The following is a 19,876-nucleotide window of genomic DNA, read 5'->3' on the forward strand; positions in this document are numbered from 1 at the left end:
TCTTCATAGCGGAGCTATGGGGACATTTCGGCAACGCCGCGAGCGTGCGTGCCAGACGCCGCGACGCCGCGGAGATCCGTCAGAAGCGCCCTAGCGAACGGCGATGCCCGGCAGGTCCCGCACGTCCGCGTCCGCGTTGCGGTCCAGCACGATGTTCCGCCAGACCACCGCGAGTTGTTCCATCGATTCGATCGACGCCGCACACTGCGTCATCCGCACACCCCTTGAGCCGGCGAGTCCCCTCCCGGGCGGAATCCCGGGAAGACGACTCCTCACGTATCACGCGCCCCCTCGACGCGTGCGCCCTCGCGGGCATCTCCACCCCAACCGGCGAGCACCGGGCATCCATGGACGACCCGGCCTGGAGCGCCGCCCTCCGCGGCCGCGTGGCGACCACGATCGGCGTCAGGCCCGCAGGCGCGGCCCGGCAGCCGCCCGCGTCCTGCGGAACGCGGCCCGGACCACTGCCGCGCAGGCGTAACCGGCCACGCAGCCAAGGGTGTTGGCCAGCAGGTCGTTGAGGTCGGCGGTACGCCCCGAGGCGGTGAGATACTGCGTCGTCTCGATGGCGAGGGAGCCGAGGAAGCCGCAGGCCGCCGCGGTCGCGAAGCGCGCGCCGGCGCTCGCCAGGAGCAGCCCGCCGGGGACGAACATGAGCACGTTGAGGAGGAAGTCCCAGGTGTCGGCGGGATTCGACACGTCGAGCAGCTTGAGGTTCAACGCCTGCCCACCACCGGAGCAGGTGCCGAACGTCAGGCCCACGACCCCGGCCACCCACAGCCATCCCAAGGCGGCACAGACGCGATGTGACGTCCGCCTGGGGCTCCGGAACATGAACGTCACCGCCGCGATGACCACGCAGCCGAGGACACCGACGCTCAGGGCCACGGGAAAAGACACGGACACTCTCCATTCGATCGCGCATCCGGCCCGGCGTGGGCAGCAGATGTTGGCTGGAGAGACGCAAAGGGCGAAAAGTCCGGTTCTCGCGTGCCTGGTGACTTACTTCACGTTTCGCGCTGTGCGCTTCGGCGCACCCGCGCTCGTGTCCGCATCGGCGTCCGCGACCTTGGCCAACCGGACCGGGGTGACCTTGTAGACGGGCTGCTTGGAGATCGGGTCCCATGCGGTGCCGGTGAGTTCGTTGGCGGCCCGGTCGTGCCGGTTCGGGTGCGACCGGTCGAAGTAGCCGTAGTGGAAGGGGACGAACACCACGCCGGGGCGGCTGCCGCAGAGCACGACCGGGGCTTCGATGGCGCCGTGCCGGGAGGTCACCCGGACCAGGTCACCGTCGGCGATGTCCCGACCGTGGGCGTCGTCGGGGTGCAGTTCCACCCACAACTCCGGTTCGGCGTCGTTGAGTTCGGGTACGCGCGCGGTCTTGGTGCGGGTGTGCCAGTGGTAGACACCGCGACCGGTGGTCAGACACAGGGGGTAGGTCTCGTCCGGCGGCTCGTGCGGCGGCAGGTGGTGCGCCGCCTTGAGGTTGGCCCGCCCCGCGGGGTCGTGCGCGCGGTAGGCGTGGGGTTCGTGCGGGGCGCCGGTGGCCAGGTCGTGGCCGTAGTCCTCGCAGTGGTCGGCGGCGGTGGCGAAGACGTGGTCGGTGTAGCGGCGTTCGGTCCCGTCGGGCGCGGTCTCCGTGCAGGGCCATGGGACGCCGCTGCTGCCGCGCAGTCGCTCGTAGGTGAGGCCGGACTGGTCACAGGGCCGGTCCTTGGTCAGGGCGATGAAGTCGTTCCAGGCATCCTCCGGTTTGTGCCAGGCGAGCAGCGGCCTGCCGGCGCGGTCGGTGAAGCGCATCCGACGGGCGTAGTCGAGGAGGATCGCGAAGTCGGTGCGGGCCTCACCGGGCGGATCGACGGCCTTGTGGGAGAGGTGGACGGTGCGGTCGGCGTTGGTGCAGCAGCCGGTCTTCTCGCCCCACAGGGCGGTGGGCAGCACCACGTCGGCCAGTTCGGTCGTCTCGGTGGGGAAGGCGTCGGAGACCACCAGGAAGAGCCCGTCGGCCTTGAGGATCGCGCGGACGCGGCGCAGTTCGGGGAGGGAGACGGCGGAGTTGGTGCCGGTGATCCAGAGGAACCTGATCGACCCGCTCTCGCAGCGCCGGAAGATCTCCAGGGCGTCGGTGGGCGGCGAGCAGGTGCGGATGCGGTGTTCGTCGATGTTCCAGTGGTCGGCCAGGCGCCGCACATGGGCGTCGTTCCGCCAGTTGAGATGGGCGGGCAGGGCGCCGCTGGCGCCGGTCTCGCGGGTGTTCTCGGCGGTGGGCTGGCCGTTCATCTGGAAGACCGTGGCCCCGGGCCGTCCGATCATGCCGCGCACCAGGTGGATGTTGTTGACCTGTACGGCGGCCGCGGTGGCCTGGTGGGACTGGTAGACGCCGTGGAGGACGGTGGAGACCAGTCGGTGCGCGGTGCCGATGAGCTGGGCCGCCCGGCGGATGAGGTGTGCGGGGACGCCGCAGATCTCCGCGGCGCGCTCCACCGGGTAGTCGGCGACGGTCCGGGCCAGTTCGGCGTACCCGGTGGTGTGGTCGTCGAGGAATGCCTGGTCGGTCCGGTCGTTGTCGATCAGTTCGTGCAGCAGGGCGTTGAGCAGGGCGACGTTGGTGCCCGGCCGGACGGCGAGGTGCACGTCGGCCGCGCGTGCGGTCGCGGTCAGGCGTGGGTCGACGACGACCAGGCCCGGACGGTCGGGGCCGTGCAGCCGGTCGAGCATCCGCGACCACAGCACCGTCTGGGTCTCCGCCACGTTGTGCCCGACGAGGAACAGCGTGTCGCAGTGGTCGATGTCGGTGTAGGAGCCGGGGGCACCGTCGCTGCCGAAGCTCTCGATCAGGGCCCGTTCCGCGGTGGCACTGCACAGGCGGGTGCTGCCGTCCAGGTGGGGCGTGCCGATCCCGCCCCGGGCGATCAGTGCCTGGGCATAGGACTCCTCGGCGAAGAGTTGGCCGCCGGTGTAGAACCCCATGGCGTGGGGCCCGTGATCGGCGAGGACCGCCCGGGAACGTTCGGTCACGGCGCTCATGGCGGTGTTCCAGTCGACCCGCCGCAAGGCACCGTCGATCCGGAGCTGCGGGTGCAGCAGACGGTCGCGGGAGTGGTTGGCCTGCCAGCCGAACAGGCCCTTCGGGCCGAGCCGGCCGTGGCTGACGCGGTCCTCGGCGCGGCCGCGCACTCCCACGATGCGGCCGTCGGCGACCGCGATGTCCACTCCGCAACCGTTGGAACAGAGCACACAGGCGGACGGCACCCAGCGCTCGACGTGGTCCTGCGGGACCGCCAGGCATTCGTCCACGCGGAGCGGCCAGCTCTCGCCGGCGGCAAAGGGGGTTCGCTTGCCCCACACATCGCTGATCCGGTCAGCCATCGGGTGGTCCCTTCCGTACCGTGGGCCGGGGCCGGCCCCGGACTTCGCCGCACCGGCCCGGTGAGGCCGCGCGGACCGCGGCGGCACCCGCCCCGACCTTACGTCGCGCGCCCCACGGTCCCCGGCTACGAAGCCCGGCCCGGGCCCGCGCGCCCGAACCGGTCGCCCTGCGCGGCAGCGGCCCCAATCCCCCAACTCCTGCCCAGAGCTGAGGGTTCGTCATACATGGCGGACGGCGGGGCAGCGTCGGCCGGGGCGCGGAAAACCGCCCGCCTGGAGGTACCCGGGCCCCCTCCTCCCCGGCCACAGCACAGGCCGAAGGGCATCGCCGCTCCGACACTCGTGGACATCGACGATCCCGCACGGGTCGGAGGCAAGGCAGCGGGGGCCGACCGGTGCGCGTCGCTTGCGGGCTGTCGTCGCCCGGAACCGTTGTGTGGCACCGCCCCTCGTGGCCGAGACGGCAGGTGCCTGCGGTGCGAAAGTGGAAGTGTCGGTGTCGCAGAAGGGCGGACATCATGGCGCTATTTGGACTTCTTCTCTTTGTCGTGGCCGGGGCGTTCGTCGGCCTCTCCATCGCAAGCAACCTCGTGGGTGGGCCCAGCTACAGCGTGACGATCCTCGGTAACCACATCGCCAATCTGAACGGCCTCGGGATCTTCCTGGCCGGAATCGCGCTCACCCTGATCTTCGGCCTGGGAATCGCCTTGATGACGGGCAGCCTCACCCGGTCCCGACACCGCAGGCAGGCCGCCCGCGCCGCACAGGCGGACGCGCAGTCCGAGCACCCCAAGCACCACCGTTTCCGGTTCGGTCACTGAATGGCGAACGGTTGCCGCGCAGGGCGACTGAGCGGAGTCGCGCCGGGCGTTGACGATCGCCGGTGGCCACGGTCATCGGCGGGCGTCGTGCTGGCTGCCCCAGGCGCCTCGTTGGGCCTGGGGCAGCCTGGCCGTCGCATGCCGTGAGCTCGTAGCGTCCGCGCGGCAACCGAGGGTGACGAGGTGCCGGGGTGCCTGGCCAGGTAGACAGACAGGCGTCTCGCACCGAACGAAACCTGCCCACGGGCACCCATCGCGGAAAACGACCGCACGCGCCGATGGAGGGCCAGATGGATCTGGACACCGTCGCCGATGAGCTCTACGCGTTGCCGCCGGGGGAGTTCACCACGGCGCGGGACGCCCGTGTGCGAGCCGCGCGGGCGGCCGGCGACCGCGGGCTGGCCGAACGGATCCGCCAGTTGCGCCGCCCCACCCACGCCGCCTGGGCCAGTAACCTCCTGGCCCGCGAGAAGGGGACCGACACGGCGCGACTGCTCCGGCTCGGCGAGGAACTGCGCCAGGCCCATCGGGAACTGGACGGACGGCGGCTGCGCGAGCTGGCCGGACGGCAACACGAGATGGTTGCCGCACTGACCGGCCAGGCACGCCATCTGGCCGCCCGGGCAGGCCACTGCCTCGGCGCGAACGCCCAGCGCGAGCTGGAGGACACCCTGCGGGCCGTCCTGGCCGACCAGCAGTCAGCCCACGAGTGGGCCCGGGGCCGGCTGACGCAGCCGCTGACGGCGGTCGGTTTCGTACCGGTCCCGGCCCTCACGCCGGCCGTACAGGCACCGGACCACGACCCAATACCCCGCACTGACAAGGTCGTTGACCTCGACATGGCTCGCAGTCGCCGTCGCGGCCGGGAGACCCGCGCCGAGCAGGATCGACCGCGCTCCGACTCGGGCACCGCGGACAGCGCGGACGCCGAACGGGAACTGCGCGCCGCCGAAGCCGAGGTGGCGTCGGCGAGGGGCCGGGAGCGGCGGGCGCTCGACCGGCTGGGGGACGCACAGCAGCGCGTCCTGGAGATCGGCAGGAAGTTGGCGGAGGCGGAGGACGACCTGCGCCTGGCGCGCCAGGCCGTCGGCGCCGCCACTGACCACCTGCAACAGGCCGAAGACGCCGAACGCGAGATCCGACAACGGACGGCGATCCCCGCCGCAGCCGCGAGCCCAACCACTCCCGCACCCCCTCCCCCGAAGCACTGAGCGACCGCGAGGAGAGCGCGGTGAACTCGTGACGGCCCAGGCCGAGTTCCAACGGCTCCGGCGCGGTGCTCATCAGTCAGATCGGTCACGAGCAGCGGGAGTTCACCCCTTTCCACGAGGCCATCGACCCAACTCTCCCGCCCCCACGCCGCCGCACGCTGCTACCCGGCTCGCCCTGCCTCACACCCCTCACGCACCGTGACGTCACTCATGGGAAATTCCCGGCAGACGACCTACCATGACGCGCTGCCCGTAACGGGCTTCCCACCACAAGACTCGTTTCAGCAGGATGGACGAACGTGAACGTACGCGGCAAAGGCGGACTGGCGGTCTTCGGAGCGGCGGGGGTGCTCACCGCCGCAGTGGTCGCGGGCAGCACTCTGTGGCCGGGCAGTGAGGCTTCCGCCGCGGGCGTTTCGTCGCGCTCCGTCGCGAAGGAGCTGAAGCACTGGCCCGCACCGGTGGCGAAGAAGCTCGGCAAGGTCATCGCCGACCACGACCACAAGGGCGCGTACGCCACCTTCGACGCGGACAACACCACCTACCGCAACGACCTCGAAGAGGCGCTCCTCCCCTTCCTGGAGATGAAGGGCGTACTGACCCGGAAGTCCATGGACCCCTCCCTGAAGGTCATCCCCTTCAAGGACACGGCCACCCACAAGGAAAGCCTCTACAGCTACTACCTGCGGCTGTGCGACCTCGATGACCAGGTCTCCTACCCGTGGGCCGCGCAGATCTTCTCCGGCTTCACCCTCAAGGAGCTGAAGCAGTACGTCGACGAGCTGCTCGCCTACGGAAAGCCGATCCCCGCCGAGTACGACAAGGACGGGAAGCCGACCAAGACGGAGGTCAGGGCTCCCGAATTCTCCACCGGAATGCAGGAGTTGTACCGGACGCTGCGCGCCCACGGCATCGACGTCTACGTCGTCAGCGCGGCCAACGAGGAACTGGCGCGCATGGTCCTGGCCGACCCCAAGTACGGCTACGGCGTGAAGCCGGACCACGTCATCGGCGTGTCCACGCTCCTCAAGAACCGCAGGACCGGCGATGTCACCAGCTCGCGCAAGGAGATCGCCGAGGGGCGGTTCGACCCCCAGCGGCAGAAGGCGCTCACCGATTGGGAGTTGACGCCCACCCTGTGGGCCCCACTGACCTGGTACGAGGGCAAGCCGGCCGCCATCAAGACGTACATCGACGCCTGGCGGGAGCCGATCCTCGCGGCCGGTGACACCCCAAAGAGCGACGGGCCGATGCTGTTCCGGTCCGCGGACGTGGAGCACGGCGGGGCGCGGATCTGGGTGAACCGCAAGGAGAGCTCCATGAAGGAGCTCACTGCGATGAAGAAGGCCAACGCGAAGCGGCAGAAGGAGCTGGGGCAGCGGGTGACGGCCGACAAGGACTGGCTGACCGTCACGCCCGAGCAGATTCGCTGAGGCGCGGCACACCCCAACAGGTCCTCGCCCGGGGAGACGCAGGTCACCTCCGCGCATGTCACAGGGGAGCGGGCCGTCTCGTCTGAGGGTTGTACCCACTGACGAGACGACCACTCGGGAGCATCCCATGGACGCGCGACTGAACTACTTCGCCAACCCGACCGCCGGCAAGGCCCTCAAGCACTTCATGTCGGCGGGCCAGGCGCTCAAGAACTCGGCCCTGCCGGCCGCGGCGCAGGAGTTGGTGTCACTGCGCGTGAGCCAGATCAATGGCTGTGCCTTCTGCCATGTACCACCACACCGTCCCCAAGAGCCCGAAGGTCGGGCTGATTTGGCTGTGGAACGCGGTCCTGGAGGGCGGGGTGCTGACCGCCGCGACCCCCGTGCTCAACGCGATCATCCAGAACGTCGACAAGTACGGCACCACACTCGTCCCCACGGACCGCCAGCAGGTCAAGGACCTCGCCACCGGAATCAAGAACAAGACCATCACCCACCAGGCCGGCGCCGCCCGGCCCACCGGGTGGGACAGCTTCGCGCAGATCTACATCTGGCTGCCCGGCAACCTCTTCACCGGCCCCAGGAACCGTGCCGACGACCCCGGGGACAAGTTCGACGCCGCCGTCCGCTTCGTCATCGGCGCGAGCAGCGCCCAGTACAAGACGCTCCAAGCGGTGGACGCGAAGATCGCCCAGTTCGCCAAGGACCGCAAGAAGACGGGGCACGCCGAGGAGGCATACGCCAACCTCGGCACCGTCGCCCGCACGAATCTCCAGCGCACGCCGTTCTCCAGCGCCCAATGGACCTGGGACTCCGGCAAGAACAAGCCGAAAGTCAAGGGCTCCTAGGGTTCATGGCCTGGGCGCTCAGGCACCCAGGCACCCAGGCACCCAGGCACTCGGTGAGCGTGCTCAATCACCGCTGTGAGCGGTCGTGTTGGGGGTGGGGAGCGGGGTGCCGCGTCGGGTGAGCGCCCAGAGCGCGAGCCCGAGGAGGCTGAACGCGGCGCCCAGTGCGCAGACGGCGCCCCAGCCGGCCGCCGTGTAGAGGGAGGTTGCGGCGATGGCGCCGGTGGCGCTGCCGATCGAGTAGCAGACCATGTATCCGCCGATCAGTCGGCTGCCCGCGTCCGGGTGCAGCGCGTAGATCAGTGTCTGGTTGGTGACATGGACCGCCTGTACGGCGAGGTCGAGCAGGATCACGCCGGCGAACAGGGCCCAGAGCGAGCTGCGGGTGTAGGCCAGGGGCAGCCACGAGACGGCGAGCAGCGCCAGCGCGATGCCGGTGGTCCGCTGAGCGAGTCCGCGGTCGTTGAGGCGGCCCGCCACGCTCGCGGCCAGGGCGCCGGCGACGCCGATCAGCCCCAACGCCCCGATCGCGCTGTGGGACATGAAGTACGGGGCCTCACTGAGCGGTAGTGCGATGCTGCTCCACAGGGTGCTGAAGGCGGCGAAGATCAGCAGGCAGAACAGGGCCCGGAGCCGCAACAGTCGTTCCCGTGCGAACAGGGTGAGGGTTGAGCGCAGGAGCTGTCCGTAGCGCAGGGTCGTCGGTGGGGCCTCCGTGTGGCGCGGCAGCACCCGGTAGAGGATCAGGGCGAGCAGCGCGCTGAGCGAGGCCGAGGCGAGGTAGACCGAGCGCCAGCCCGCGAGGTCGGCGATCAGGCCGGACGCGGTGCGGGCGAGCAGGATTCCGGTGACCACGCCACTGGTGACCAGGCCGACGACCCGGCCGCGCCCGGCGGGCGGGGCCAGTGACGCCGCGAAGGCCACCAGCGTCTGGGTGACGACCGCGAGCAGCCCCATGGTGGCCATGCCCGCGAGCAGGATCGCCGCCGTGTGGGCGCCGGCGATCACGATCAACGCGGCCACCAGGAGCAGTAATTGGGCCACGATGAGTCGTCTGCGGTTGACCACGTCGCCCAACGGCACCAGGAGGAAGAGCCCCAGTCCGTATCCGACCTGGGTGAGGGTGACCACGCCGCCGACGAGTGCCGGGCTCATGCCCAGGTCGTGGCCCATGGTCACCAGGAGCGGCTGGGAGAAGTAGACGTTGGCCACCGCGGCTCCGCAGGCGACGGCGAACAGTATGACGACGCCGCGGGACAGGACGAACGCGGGCCCTCTTTCGCATTGGACCTCGGGCCGTCGCGTCACGGCCTCAGAGTTGCCAGGCATCAGCACTCCCTCGGATTCTGGTTTCAACTTGCCACCAGTCGTGACGCTAACCCCTTTGGTAGCATGTTGCAACCGAAGTTGGAGTGAGAGAGTTCGAGAGCGGGAGAGGGACGCCATGGTGAGCAGGACGCGCTTCGACGACAGCGAATGCCCCGTCGCCCGGTCGGTGGACGCGATCGGTGACTGGTGGTCCCTGCTGATCGTGCGGGACGCCTTCGACGGGAGCCGGCGCTTCGGGGAGTTCCAGCGCAGCCTCGGCGTGGCGAAGAACATCCTCACCGCGCGCCTGCGCACCCTGGTCGCCGGCGGCATCCTCGAACCCGTCCCCGCCTCGGACGGCAGCGCCTACCGCGAGTACGCGCTGACGCCGAAGGGCGAGGCGCTCTTCCCCGTCATCGTGGCGCTACGTCAGTGGGGCGAACAGCACTTCTTCGAACCCGGCGAACCGCACTCGGAGTTGGTCGACCGCCGGCAGGGGCACCGCCTCCGCGCCCTGGAAGTGCTCTCCACGGACGGGCGGCGGCTCCACCCCGACGACACCACCGTCCACAAGGTCTCCGCTCAGTAGTCCCGAGCCCGCCGGTCACAGCTCCACGTGCACGGCGCCGACGTGCCGGCCGACCAGCAACTCCCTCAGGGCGCGCGGGGCTTGGTCGATTCCGCTCAGCACCGTGCGGGGAAAGGTGAGCGTGCCGTTGCGCAGTTCACGGCCGAAGACGTCGATCCACTCGGGGATGACGTCGAGATGGTCGTGGAGGGCGGCGCCGCGCAGGGTGATGCCACCCGCGATGAGGGCGTGCGGATCGATCTCCGCAATGGCCGACGCGCCCAACTGTCCGGCCAGCGCCCCGATCAGCGCGACGCGCGCGCCGCGCCGCGCCACCGCGAGCGCCGCCGTCAACTGCCCGCCGCCCACGTTGTCGACGACCACGTCGAGCCCCTCGGGCGCCGCGTGGCGCAACTGCTCCTCGATGGGGCCCGCGCCGCGTAGCACGACGGCGTCGTAGCCCAGCTCCCTCGTCAGGATGTCGGCCTTGCGCGGCGAGCTGGTGGAGCCGATGACCCGGGTCGCGCCACGCAGTTTGGCGAGCTGCCCGGCCAGGGAACCCACGCCGCCCGCGGCGCTGGTCACGAACACCGTGTCGCCCCGGCGGACCTCTCCGGCGCGCACCACGCCCAGGTAGGCGGCGGCGCCCTGTGAAAGGTGTGCCGCCGGGTACGGCAACGCGTCCGGGTCCAGGCGCTGGACGGCGGAGGCGTTCAACGCCGCGTACTCCCGCCAACCACCGGCCTGGCTGCTGACGATGTCACCGGCCCTCAGGCCGCTGTCGCCCGCGTCGACGACCTCACCGATGCTCGGCCCCGGCACGCAGGCGTCCAGGGCGAACGGTGGCACCGGCAGCTCGCCGCGCCCACGGATCAGGTCGCTCATGATGGTGAGGACGGCCAGTACGCTGGTGCGGACCAGTGCCTGGCCCGGCCCAGGCACGGGCACCGGCGCTTCCACGACTGCGAAATGTTCCCCGGACGGCAAGCCCGTGGGGCGCACGACGAGGTGGACCTCGCGATGGGTCGGGGGAACGGTGAGCGAGTCGGGCATCCGGCAACTCCTTGTCGTGTCCGGCCACTTGTGCCACCTGAGCTGTCCGTGCTGGCAGTCAGGCCCCTCCGTGGGGGTCGCGCCTGCCCCACGACGAGTGAAACGCCCCGGGCGCGCTTCGTGATCCCCATTGCGCTGTGGGCTGAAGCAGCACGGCTCCGCCGGCCGGCAGTCGCCCGTCACCACCGGCGGGGTGGCGTGCGGCTCACGGTGGGCCCGGCGGCCGGGTGCGCCGGGCCGCCGTGAATCGGCTCCTCCGCCGGCCCGTTCGTGCCAGGATGGTGCGCATCAGGCGGCAACTTCTGCGCATCAGGGGGGAATTGATGCCGGGTTCGGGTTCGGATGGTGAACGGTGGTCGGTGGCGGCCGACGGGGCCGAGGCGGAGGCGCTGCTGCGGTCGCTCCAGGAGTGGCTGGCGTCGGACGACCGACTGCGCGGGCGGGTGGACTGGCTGCGCGGGTCCCCGCAACCGGGCCAGATGGGCGCGGTGTTGGACACCCTCACCGTCGTCCTCGGGACCGGCGGTGTCGCCGCGCTGATCACTCCGCTCTGCACCTGGCTGACCAGCCGCCGCCCCGACGTCTCCCTCACGGTCGAACTGCCCAACGGCCGGAAGGTCAGCGTCGACGTCAAACGGGCCCACGACGAACGCGCCGTGATCCGCGAGATACGGGACCTGCTCGGCCCGACGGACGAGCGCGACGGATGACCGACCGTTGATCTCCGCGCGGCCCCTCCGGTCGGGCCGCGCTGATCGGCGGGGGCGGATTCACGGACGGCGGGCCGCCCCCCATCCCGGTGGGTGGGGCCGCCGCCTCCGTCAGCGCGCCCGCCCCTCACGGAGCCGGTGCCGGCTGCTCGCCTGCGCGGTGGAGTACGCCGGCCGGCCGGTCCCGCGCCTCGGCCCGCGCGTACGCCGCCACAACTGCGGGCCGTGGCGGCGTACCTGGCGCGTCGTCACCGTCAGGTGGAGGTGACGCGTTTGGCGACCGTCAGGAGCACCGCCGCGTCCTCGACGGCGTGGAGGCTGTGCCGGTCCGGGGGAATGACGATCAGGTCACCGATGCGGCCGTCCCAGGAGGTGTCGCCGCTGGTGAGCCGCACGCGTCCGCGGAGCACCAGGAGGGTCGCCTCGCCGGGGCTGTCGTGCTCGGCGAGTTCGGAACCTGCGGTCAGGGCGAGAACGGTCTGACGCAACGTGTGCTCGTGTCCGCCGTAGACGGTTTCCGCGCTGCGTCCGGAAGTGGAGGCCGCGGCGAGTTCCAGGTGTTCACGTGCCTGTGCGTCCAGAGAGAGTTTCTGCATGGTGTGAGTATCCGTGGAGCGGTGGGTACCGGTGGGCGGCCCGGCCGCCCGGAGTGTCGGCGGCCGGCCCGTACGGAGGCACTCACGCCGCTCACGGAACCGGCTGACCGGGCGGCGCCGCACGCACACCTGGGTGGGACTGCGTTCTTGGGGATTGCCTGGGGGGTCCTAGGTGAACTCTCGGTGCACCGTTGCCACTTCCTTGGTTCACACCGTGATCACCCGGCGTCAAACTGGCTGAAAGTGTTCCCCGCGGACCGCTGGGGAGGGTGTCGGGTGGCGCTCGGTCATACGACCGATTCCGCCGGGCCCACCCCTCCACAGTTCGGTTGTCGCTGGAAGGACGGGTGCGAGGTGCGCAACTTCCTGACGGCCAACGGCCATGCGCGGAAGTCTCTCCCGCAAACATGGCAGGCCGATTTCCCCTCCCCGTCCTCGGGGAGGCGCACCGCACCCCGTTCCGTCCACAGACTGGACCGCAGACGGTCCCGTGCCACGACGAGCCGTGGTCGGGCCACCGACGGCTGACCACGAGCTGGGCCCGGATGGGCCCGGACCGTCGCTGGGGCCGTCGAGGCCCGTCTGAGATGTCGAAGCGCGCCCGAGATCCTGCCGCCGGCTCGTCGGCCGGGGTTCGGAGAGGCGGGTCACCCCTCTCCGTCCGTCCTACGAACCGCTCCTCCGTGTGCGCGCGGGCGTGCCGTAACGAAACGAGCCGCCTCAACGGGCTCCCAGGGCGGCCGTCGCATCGCCCTGTGCTGCCCCGGGACCGGGACCGTTCCGCCGAAAACGAGGTCGATCATGCAAGCATTCCTGGACAACGCCCGCAGCTTTCCGCAGCGGATCGCCCAACGGGGTTGGAATCTCGGGAACTTCGCTCACGGGCAGCGGCCGTTGGCGCTGTTCATCACGTGTTCGGACTCCCGGGTGGTCCCCACCCTGTTCACCGGAGCCCGGCCCGGCGAGCTCTTCGAATTACGTGTGGCGGGCAACATCGTCCCCCGCTACCGCCCGCAGGCGGCCAGTGGCATCGCCGCGACGCTGGAGTACGCGGTCACCGCCCTCCACGTACCGGACATCGTCGTGTGCAGCCACTCTCACTGCGGAGCGGTACAGGGGCTGATGCACCCGCGCCACATGACGTTCCTGCCGCTGTTGGCGAAGTGGCTCGACCTGGCCGGCCACGGGACGCGCGCCGCCAGCGAACTGCCCATCGCCCGCCAGGCGGCCCGGGCGTCCCGCACGGGCCGGACGGACCCCGACACCATGGCCCAACTGCACACGCTGATACAGCTGGGGAACATACGCTCCTACCCCTTCGTCGCCAGGCGGATCACCGCGGGGAAACTGCGGCTGCACGGCTGGTTCTACGCGGTGGAGACGGGTCAGGTCTATGTCGAGCGGCCGGGCAGTTGCCGCTTCCAACCCCTGTGAGGCGTCCTGTGGCGGGTGCCGCCTGGCGGGAGCGCGTGACGTTGGGGTCCGGGTTGGCCAGAGTCTGTCCGACGGGTCCAGTGGAAGGTAAGGGCATGAGTTTTCGGCTGGCGGCGTATGCCGTGTGTCTTGAGGGCGGGCGGGTGTTGCTGGCTCGTCATGTGTCGGCGGTGACCGGTTCCACGTGGACCCTTCCGGGTGGTCGGGTCGAGCACGGGGAGGACCCGTTCGACGCCGTGGTCCGGGAGGTGAGCGAGGAGACCGGGGGCGAGGCGGTGGTGGAACGGCTGTTGGGCGTGGATTCGAGGGTGGTTCCCGCGGCCGAACGTGCCGTGCCCGGTGGGGCGGAGCACCAGAACGTCGGCGTCTTCTACCGGGTGCGCCTCGTGGGCGGCCGGCTGCGGCCGGAGCCGAACGGGGAGATCGTCGAGTCGGTGTGGACCCCGCTCTCCGAGGTGGACGTCCGGCGTCGGTCGTCGCTGGTGGACGTCGGCCTCGCGCTGGCGCGGACGCTGCCGGCGACGGGGCACGTCGCTGCCGTTCCGGTGGGCGGTCTGGTCCGGCACTGAGGTGACGGAGGGTCGGGGGCGGGATGGCCGCCCCCGGCCTCACAACTCCTCGTCGAGCGGGATCCGTTGGACGCCCGGGAGGTAGTCGTCCAACTCGCCGGGGGTGAAGCGGGCCATGCCGACGACGTGCCAGAACTCGCCGGCCACCTCGCCCTCGTACTTGTAGCCGCCCTCGGGCGTGAGCGCCGCCCAGCCTCCGGGGACGCCGATGAGGGTGGCGTGTGGGGTGGGTGGGGTGTCCGTTGTGGGGAGGTTCCACAGGCGGACCATGCCGTCCTCGCCGCCGCTGGCCAGGCGGGTGCCGTCGGGGCTGAAGGCGAGGGAGAAGACGCGCCCGGTGTGGCCGGTGAGGCGGGTGGTCAGGCGGGCGGTGCGGGTGCCGGTGCGGGCGTCCCAGAGGCAGATGACGCGGTCGTCGCCGGCGGTGGCGAGCAGCGGCAGCCGGGGGTGGGCGGCGGCCGCCCAGAGGCGTCCGTGGTGTCCGGTCAGGACGTGGCGGGGGGCGCCGTCGCGCCAGATGATGGCGGTGCCGTCCCAGGAGGCGCTGGCCAGCCAGTCGCCGTCGGAGCCGAAGGCGACCGCGTAGACGCGGTCGCCGTGGCCGTCGAGTTCGGCCGTCAGGGCGGCGCTCTCCTTGTCCCAGAGGCGGACCCGGCCGTCGTCACAACCGGTGGCGAGGGCGGCGCCGTCGCCGGAGAAGGCGATGGAGCGCACCCGGCCCCGGTGCTCGGAGAGGGTGGCGACATGGGCGCCGGTGGCGCGCCACCACAGGCGGACGGAGTCGTCGTCGTTGGCGGTGGCGAGCAGGGTGCCGTCGGGGCTGAACGCCTCGGCCCAGGTGTGGTCGGTCTCCACGTCGATCTCGCGGAGGTACTCGCCCGTTGCGGCGTTCCAGAGGTAGATGTCGCCGTCGTTGCTGGCGGTGCCGAGGATTGCGCCGGCGGGGCTGAAGACGGCGGAGACCAACCGGTCGCCGCGGCCGGTGAGTTCGGCGGTGCGGCGGCCGGTGCGGGCGTCCCAGAGCCGGACGATGCCGTCGTTGCCGCTGGTGGCCAGGCGGGCGCCGTCGGCGCTGAAGGCGACGGTGTTGACCCGGCGGCCGTGGCCGCGCAGGATGCGCTGGCCCTGGGCGGTGTCGGCGTCCCAGATCTGGGCACCGCCGTCGTTGCCGACGGTGACGAGCTGGCTGCCGTGCGGGCGGAAGCGGCAGGCCCAGGCGGAGCCGCGGTGCTCGATGGGCTGTTGGCGCAGCAGGCTGATGGTGCGGTGGCCACCGGAGAGGGTGACGCGCCACAGGCGGACGGTGCCGTCGCTGTCGCAGGCGGCCAGGAGCCGTCCGCCGTTGCCGAACATCACCTGGTAGACGGCGCCGGAGCAGCGCTCCAGGGCTCCGGCGGGGGCGCCGACGACGGGGTCCCACAGCCGTACCTGGCCGTCGGTGTCGCCGCTGACGAGGAGGGTGCCCTCGGGGTGGAAGTCGAGGGTGTAGACGCGGCCGGTGTGGCCGGTGAAGGCGTGCAGCAGGCGCTGGTCGGCGACGCGCCAGACGCGGACCGTGCCGTGGCCGTCGGCGCCGTGGTCGCCGGTGGCCAGGAGGGTGCCGTCGGGGCTGAACCGGGCGCGGAACACGGCGTTCTCGTGACCGTCCAGGCTCCCGATGCACTCTCCGGTACGGGCGTCCCAGAGGCGGAGGTTGGCGGCGGCGTCGCCGGTGACGAGGGTCTGCCCGTCGGGGCTGAAGACCGCGGTGTAGACGGGTGCGGTGTGGCCGGGGAGTTGGCGCAGCGCCTCACCGGTGGCGGCGTCCCAGAGGGTGACCAGGCCGTCGGCGTCGCCGGTGGCGACGAGGGTCCCGGCCTCGTCGAGGGAGACCGGCCAGACGCCGCCGGGGTGGACGTCCAGGCGGTGCAGTTGGCGTCCGGAGACCGGGTCCCACAGGCGGACGGTGCCGTCGGCGCCGCCGGTGGCCAGCACCCGGGAGCGGAACTTCACGGCGTAGACGCGGCCTTCGTGGCCGTGCAGGGTGCGCAGCGCGAGGCCGGTGTCGGCGGCGCAGACCAGCACCCCGCCGTCCTCGCTGCCGACGGCGAGGAGTTCGCCCCCGGGGCTGTACGAGAGGGGTTCGGGGAGTCGGCTGGTGCGCATGTCGAAGCCGTAGGGGACGCCGACGGCGGCGGGGCGGAAGCCGACCTCGACGGGCATGCCGGGGGCGAGGGCCGCGGTGCGGAGTTCGGGGGCGGCGCGGACCTCGGCGTCGATGAGCGGGTCGATGAGTGCGGCGCGGTGCCAGCGGCTGCGGGTCAGTCGGGCGCCGCGCAGGTCGGCGCGGGTGAGACGGGCGCCGCGCAGGTCGGCGCCGGTGAGGTCGGCGCCGGAGAGGTCGGCGTGGTCGAGGCGGGCGTCGTTGAGGCGGGCGTCGCGGAGCACGGCGCCGGAGAGGTTGGCGCCGATGAGGCGGGTGTCGGTCAGGTCGGCGCCGGAGAGGTCGACGCCGGAGAAGTCGCGTCCGGAGAGGTCGTCGCCGGAGAGGCGGGCGGCGCGCAGGTCGGCGCCGGCGGGGACGCGGAGCCGGTCCATGACGCGGACCGCGTTGGCGCGGGCGGCGTCGCTGACGCCGGGCCCGGGGGCGTTGAGGACGGTGCGGACCCAGGCGGTGTTCAGGTCGTGGTCGGCGAGGTCGCAGAAGAACTCGACGGCGAGGGCGCTCAGTTGGCGGGCGGCGAGCAGGCTGGTGTCGCCGTCGGCGAGGCGGTCGGCGGCCTCGCGGGCGATGAGCCATTCGACGACGGAGCCGTGGATGAACTGGAACAGGCCCTCGTCGGTGCGGATCAACAGGCTGCCGGCGCCGACGGCTTGGGCGCTCTCCTGGGTCGTGAGGGTGGTACCGGCGAGCCCGGAGAGGGCGGTGGCGACGGTGTCGGTGAGTTCGTCGAGGTGCAGGCCGCTGCGGCCGGTCTCCCACAGGCGGCGGGCCAGCGCGGTGACGGCGGCCCAGAGGTGGTCGAGGGTGAGGCCGGGGGCGGCGCCGGGGCCGCCCTGGCCGCGGCGTTCCTCGTGGGCGAGCCAGGAGGTGAAGACGTCCTCGTAGAGCCGGGCGGGGCTCAGCGCGCGGCCGGCGCCGGCGACGGCGCGCAGTTGGTCGGGGTCGAGGTCGGCGACGAAGCTGAGCAGGCGGGGGTTGGCGCACAGGGCGAGCAGGTCGGGAATGTTGCTGAGGATCTCGAAGCGGCGGGCGGCGGTCTCCTCGTCGCCGTAGCGGTTGACGAGGTAGGCGCGGATCTGTTCGGGGACGAAGCCCTCGACGGCGAGGATGCGGCGCTGCGGGAGCAGACCGATGCGCTCGCCGAGGGCGGTGAGGATCTGGTCCTGGGACTTGAAGTGCTGGGTGCGGCTGCTGACCACGATCTTGGCGTTGTCGACGGCGGCGTTGAGGAGGACCTGGAGGTGGTCGGCGGCGCGGTCGTAGCTGACGCGGTTGACGAGTTCGTCGAAGCCGTCGAAGAGCAGCACGACGCGGCCCTGGCCGAGCATGTAGCGCAGCGCGCGCAGGTCGATGGTGTCGACGTCGTGGCCGGCGAGGTGGGCGGCGACGAGCCCTTCGAGGCTGTGGGCGCGGTCGAGGGTGTGCAGCGGGATGAGCAACGGGGTGAGGTACGGGAGGCGTTCGGGGATGCGGCGGGCCAGCTCGCGCAGGGCGAAGGTCTTGCCGTGTCCGAAGTCGCCGAGGAGCAGCAGGAAGCGGCCGTGGTCGGTCTCCAGGAGTTGGAGCATGGCCTCGACGAGGTGGTCGCGCTCCTCGGCGTCGGGGCGTTCGGCGTCGCGGTAGCGCTGCGGGAGGTAGAGGTCGGGGGCGTAGCGGTCGTCGTTGCTGAGCCGGGCGGTCTGGGCGGTGACGTAGGCGCGCAGGTCGAGCAGGCCCTGGAACTCCAGGAAGCTGCGGACGCGGATGCCGCGGCGTCCGGCGCGTTCGCGCAGGGACTGCTCGGGCGGTGGGCCGTCGTGGATCAGCTCGGCCTCGGAGCCGGTGTCGGTGGCGTGGGCCTGGGCGAGGAAGCGGTCGAGCTCGTCGTCGGTGGGGGTGCCGGGGTGGACGGCGATGCGCTGTTGGCGGACGACGCCCTCGTCGCTCCAGGTGACCATGATCTGGGCAAGGTCGTCGGGGTCGGTGCGGGGGACGTCGCGGAGGCGGACGTCTTCCTGGCGGGCGCGGCAGACCTCCTTGACGCGTTCGGTGAGGGAGTCGGCGGGCGCGTCGACGGTGCGGTTGTCGGCGGGCGGGGTCGCGGCGGGCGGGTCCGCGGGCTCGCCGGGCGGGGTGAAGATCCGGCCGGCGCCGTGCCAGGTGAGGGGGAAGACGGCCGGTTCGGTGCCGCCGTCGCCGGTCCAGCGGGTGATGCCGTCGGCGGTGACCCGCAGCAGCTCGAAGCCGGCGGGGGCGGCCGAACCGTAGAGCGGCAGGGTGCCGTTCTGGAGCGGGATGTGGTCGTGGGCCGGCTCGGTGCCGGTGGTGCGGGGGCCGCCGCTGGGGCCGTGCAGCACGAAGTGGAGGCGGGGCGCGGCGAGTCGGGTGAAGGTGTCGACGTCGCGCAGCGTGCCGGGGCCGCCGGGGGCGTCCTGGGGGCGGCGGCGGGCGGTGAGCGGGTGGCGGAGCGCGCCGATGCGCAGCCAGCCCTCCTCCTCGTAGCCGCGCAGCGCCTCGGCGAACCAGGCGGCCTGGTCGCGGCCGAGGAGGCCGTACTGGTCGTCGGGGCGGTGACTCGCGGCGATGGAGGAGTTGAACCCGGCGACGACGGTGTGGAGTTCGGGCACCGGGAAGAGGGTCCAGGGCTGGTCGCTGTCGAAGACGGTGTCCAGGCCCTCGTAGAGGCCGCGGAAGAGGCGGGTGTAGTGGCGCCACTTGGGCCAGTACGGGGGCTGTGGCGGGATCTCGTCGGCCTCGCAGGTGTGGAAGTAGCCGCGGCAGGCGGCCTGGCTGACGTCTTGGTTCCCGGGGACGACGATGACGCGCTGGGGCGGCAGGTCGAGTTGGGAGCGCAGGCCGGTGAGGAAGCTGAGGGCCTGGTCGCATTCGCGGGGGCTGCCGGAGGCGGTGAGGTCGCCGGTGACGACGAGGAGGTCGGGCGCGGGGGCACCGGCGTCCTTCAGCTCGACGAGGTCACCGCGGATCTCCCGGCGCAGCGCGTCCGGTTCGCGGCCGCGGCCGAAGTCCGGCCCCGCGAGGTGCAGGACGGTCAGGGCGCCCTGGTCGCGGGCCACGCAGGGGGCCTGTGGGTACCGGGGCGCGCGGGCGGGGCGGCGGCGGCCGGACCAGCCGGTGCGGCCGAGCGGGCGCTGCCGGTCGTCGGCGGGGGCGGCGGGCCGGGGCAGTTGGAGGGGGCCGGTGGCGGTCTCGGCGCCGGGGTAGCCGGGGTGTTGGCCGGGGCGGGCGTGGCCCTCGACGGCCTGGCCGACGCGGGTGAGCAGCAGGGTGCGGGCGGTCGCGGCGTCGGCGACGCCGACGAGGTCGACGTAGGTGATGGTGGCGAGCAGCCCCTCGATGGGGATGTCCTCGACGCGGACGGTGAGCAGCTTGCGCTCGGGCTCCTCCGGTTCGGCGCGGAGTGCGGCCTGCCATTCCATGCGGCCGTAGGTGGAGCGGCCGTAGTGGCCGGAGAGGACGGCGATGACGGCGACGGACTCGCTGACGCCGCGGTCCATGAAGTCGATGAAGTTGGTGCCGGCGACGAAGTCCCATGCCTGGATGACGGTGCGGTACCCGGCCTCCTCCAGGGTCCAGGCGATCCAGGACGCCCATTGTTCGTCGGCGGGCGAATAGCTGATGAAGAAGTCCAAGTCCCGCGTCCGGCCCAGCAGTTCCCCGTCAGTCACCATGGGGTCATCGTAGGAGGTCGGGGGGTGGCGGGACAGGTGGTTGCGAGGATGTGGGTGGGAATCCGGACCCCGCCTCCTCGCCGTC

At 71.8% G+C, this 19,876-nt stretch carries 14 protein-coding genes and 2 pseudogenes; 9 read left to right on the forward strand and 7 right to left on the reverse strand.

Annotated elements, in window-relative coordinates; translation table 11 throughout:
• Positions 1 to 93: 93 nt before the first annotated feature.
• From ACIQU6_RS08110 to ACIQU6_RS08120, 3 genes and pseudogenes are all read right to left on the reverse strand, one after another.
• Positions 94 to 213, reverse strand: a pseudogene (locus ACIQU6_RS08110) (GNAT family N-acetyltransferase); the annotation flags it as partial.
• Between the two features lie 192 nt (positions 214 to 405).
• Positions 406 to 900, reverse strand: coding sequence for a VanZ family protein (locus tag ACIQU6_RS08115; RefSeq protein WP_403480799.1), 495 nt, complete (start codon positions 898 to 900; stop codon positions 406 to 408).
• Positions 901 to 1,002: 102 nt separating this feature from the next.
• Complete coding sequence (locus ACIQU6_RS08120; protein ID WP_403480800.1) at positions 1,003 to 3,369, reverse strand: molybdopterin oxidoreductase family protein; 2,367 nt, start codon at positions 3,367 to 3,369, stop codon at positions 1,003 to 1,005.
• Positions 3,370 to 3,887: 518 nt separating this feature from the next.
• Between ACIQU6_RS08120 and ACIQU6_RS08125 the strand changes: the two genes are divergently transcribed.
• The 5 genes and pseudogenes from ACIQU6_RS08125 to ACIQU6_RS08145 all read left to right on the forward strand — a co-directional run bounded on the left by ACIQU6_RS08125 (position 3,888) and on the right by ACIQU6_RS08145 (position 7,682).
• Entirely contained in the window at positions 3,888 to 4,190 is a 303-nt protein-coding gene (locus ACIQU6_RS08125; protein ID WP_403480801.1) for a hypothetical protein, read from the forward strand.
• A gap of 290 nt (positions 4,191 to 4,480) precedes the next feature.
• Positions 4,481 to 5,401 (forward strand): hypothetical protein, encoded by a 921-nt coding sequence (locus tag ACIQU6_RS08130; RefSeq protein ID WP_403480802.1) that lies wholly within the window; start codon positions 4,481 to 4,483, stop codon positions 5,399 to 5,401.
• A gap of 299 nt (positions 5,402 to 5,700) precedes the next feature.
• Positions 5,701 to 6,834 (forward strand): haloacid dehalogenase-like hydrolase, encoded by a 1,134-nt coding sequence (locus ACIQU6_RS08135; RefSeq protein ID WP_403480803.1) that lies wholly within the window; start codon positions 5,701 to 5,703, stop codon positions 6,832 to 6,834.
• Between the two features lie 127 nt (positions 6,835 to 6,961).
• A pseudogene (locus ACIQU6_RS08140) lies at positions 6,962 to 7,120 on the forward strand (carboxymuconolactone decarboxylase family protein); the annotation flags it as partial.
• Positions 7,104 to 7,682, forward strand: a complete 579-nt coding sequence (locus ACIQU6_RS08145; RefSeq protein WP_403480804.1) for a hypothetical protein — start codon at positions 7,104 to 7,106, stop codon at positions 7,680 to 7,682. The pseudogene ACIQU6_RS08140 and the gene ACIQU6_RS08145, both read left to right, overlap by 17 nt.
• Positions 7,683 to 7,745: 63 nt before the next feature.
• Here ACIQU6_RS08145 and ACIQU6_RS08150 read toward each other — a convergent pair whose 3' ends face one another.
• A complete protein-coding gene (locus ACIQU6_RS08150) occupies positions 7,746 to 9,011 on the reverse strand; it encodes an MFS transporter (protein ID WP_403480805.1) in 1,266 nt (421 codons plus the stop codon).
• A gap of 115 nt (positions 9,012 to 9,126) precedes the next feature.
• Between ACIQU6_RS08150 and ACIQU6_RS08155 the strand changes: the two genes are divergently transcribed.
• On the forward strand, positions 9,127 to 9,579 hold the full coding sequence (locus ACIQU6_RS08155; protein WP_403480806.1) for a winged helix-turn-helix transcriptional regulator: 453 nt from the start codon (positions 9,127 to 9,129) through the stop codon (positions 9,577 to 9,579).
• Positions 9,580 to 9,594: 15 nt separating this feature from the next.
• Here ACIQU6_RS08155 and ACIQU6_RS08160 read toward each other — a convergent pair whose 3' ends face one another.
• Positions 9,595 to 10,611 (reverse strand): MDR family NADP-dependent oxidoreductase, encoded by a 1,017-nt coding sequence (locus ACIQU6_RS08160; RefSeq protein ID WP_403480807.1) that lies wholly within the window; start codon positions 10,609 to 10,611, stop codon positions 9,595 to 9,597.
• A gap of 359 nt (positions 10,612 to 10,970) precedes the next feature.
• Between ACIQU6_RS08160 and ACIQU6_RS08165 the strand changes: the two genes are divergently transcribed.
• Positions 10,971 to 11,321: a hypothetical protein gene (locus ACIQU6_RS08165; protein WP_403480808.1), complete on the forward strand. Its 351-nt coding sequence runs from the start codon at positions 10,971 to 10,973 to the stop codon at positions 11,319 to 11,321.
• Between the two features lie 254 nt (positions 11,322 to 11,575).
• Here ACIQU6_RS08165 and ACIQU6_RS08170 read toward each other — a convergent pair whose 3' ends face one another.
• On the reverse strand, positions 11,576 to 11,917 hold the full coding sequence (locus ACIQU6_RS08170) for a cupin domain-containing protein (protein WP_403480809.1): 342 nt from the start codon (positions 11,915 to 11,917) through the stop codon (positions 11,576 to 11,578).
• An 801-nt stretch (positions 11,918 to 12,718) separates the two neighbouring features.
• Here ACIQU6_RS08170 and ACIQU6_RS08175 point away from each other — a divergent pair.
• Positions 12,719 to 13,351 carry a carbonic anhydrase gene (locus ACIQU6_RS08175; RefSeq protein ID WP_403480810.1) on the forward strand — a complete coding sequence of 211 codons (633 nt, stop codon included), beginning with the start codon at positions 12,719 to 12,721 and terminating at the stop codon, positions 13,349 to 13,351.
• Between the two features lie 95 nt (positions 13,352 to 13,446).
• Positions 13,447 to 13,920, forward strand: coding sequence for an NUDIX hydrolase (locus ACIQU6_RS08180; protein ID WP_403480811.1), 474 nt, complete (start codon positions 13,447 to 13,449; stop codon positions 13,918 to 13,920).
• Between the two features lie 39 nt (positions 13,921 to 13,959).
• Here the strand turns inward: ACIQU6_RS08180 and ACIQU6_RS08185 are convergent, their stop codons facing one another.
• Entirely contained in the window at positions 13,960 to 19,791 is a 5,832-nt protein-coding gene (locus ACIQU6_RS08185) for a TIR domain-containing protein (protein ID WP_403480812.1), read from the reverse strand.
• Positions 19,792 to 19,876: the final 85 nt, after the last annotated feature.

Origin of the sequence: Streptomyces sp. NPDC090442, assembly GCF_044769405.1 — a bacterium.
Classification (GTDB): domain Bacteria; phylum Actinomycetota; class Actinomycetes; order Streptomycetales; family Streptomycetaceae; genus Streptomyces.

What these genes read in the sequence shown, in the direction of transcription:
- ACIQU6_RS08185 (WP_403480812.1), bottom strand. Translation starts at nt 19,791, where the DNA reads ATGGTGACTGACGGGGAACTGCTGGGCCGGACGCGGGACTTGGACTTC.
- ACIQU6_RS08130 (WP_403480802.1), top strand. Translation starts at nt 4,481, where the DNA reads ATGGATCTGGACACCGTCGCCGATGAGCTCTACGCGTTGCCGCCGGGG.
- ACIQU6_RS08125 (WP_403480801.1), top strand. Translation starts at nt 3,888, where the DNA reads ATGGCGCTATTTGGACTTCTTCTCTTTGTCGTGGCCGGGGCGTTCGTC.
- ACIQU6_RS08120 (WP_403480800.1), bottom strand. Translation starts at nt 3,369, where the DNA reads ATGGCTGACCGGATCAGCGATGTGTGGGGCAAGCGAACCCCCTTTGCC.
- ACIQU6_RS08155 (WP_403480806.1), top strand. Translation starts at nt 9,127, where the DNA reads ATGGTGAGCAGGACGCGCTTCGACGACAGCGAATGCCCCGTCGCCCGG.
- ACIQU6_RS08180 (WP_403480811.1), top strand. Translation starts at nt 13,447, where the DNA reads ATGAGTTTTCGGCTGGCGGCGTATGCCGTGTGTCTTGAGGGCGGGCGG.
- ACIQU6_RS08145 (WP_403480804.1), top strand. Translation starts at nt 7,104, where the DNA reads ATGGCTGTGCCTTCTGCCATGTACCACCACACCGTCCCCAAGAGCCCG.
- ACIQU6_RS08175 (WP_403480810.1), top strand. Translation starts at nt 12,719, where the DNA reads ATGCAAGCATTCCTGGACAACGCCCGCAGCTTTCCGCAGCGGATCGCC.
- ACIQU6_RS08170 (WP_403480809.1), bottom strand. Translation starts at nt 11,917, where the DNA reads ATGCAGAAACTCTCTCTGGACGCACAGGCACGTGAACACCTGGAACTC.
- ACIQU6_RS08160 (WP_403480807.1), bottom strand. Translation starts at nt 10,611, where the DNA reads ATGCCCGACTCGCTCACCGTTCCCCCGACCCATCGCGAGGTCCACCTC.
- ACIQU6_RS08150 (WP_403480805.1), bottom strand. Translation starts at nt 9,011, where the DNA reads ATGCCTGGCAACTCTGAGGCCGTGACGCGACGGCCCGAGGTCCAATGC.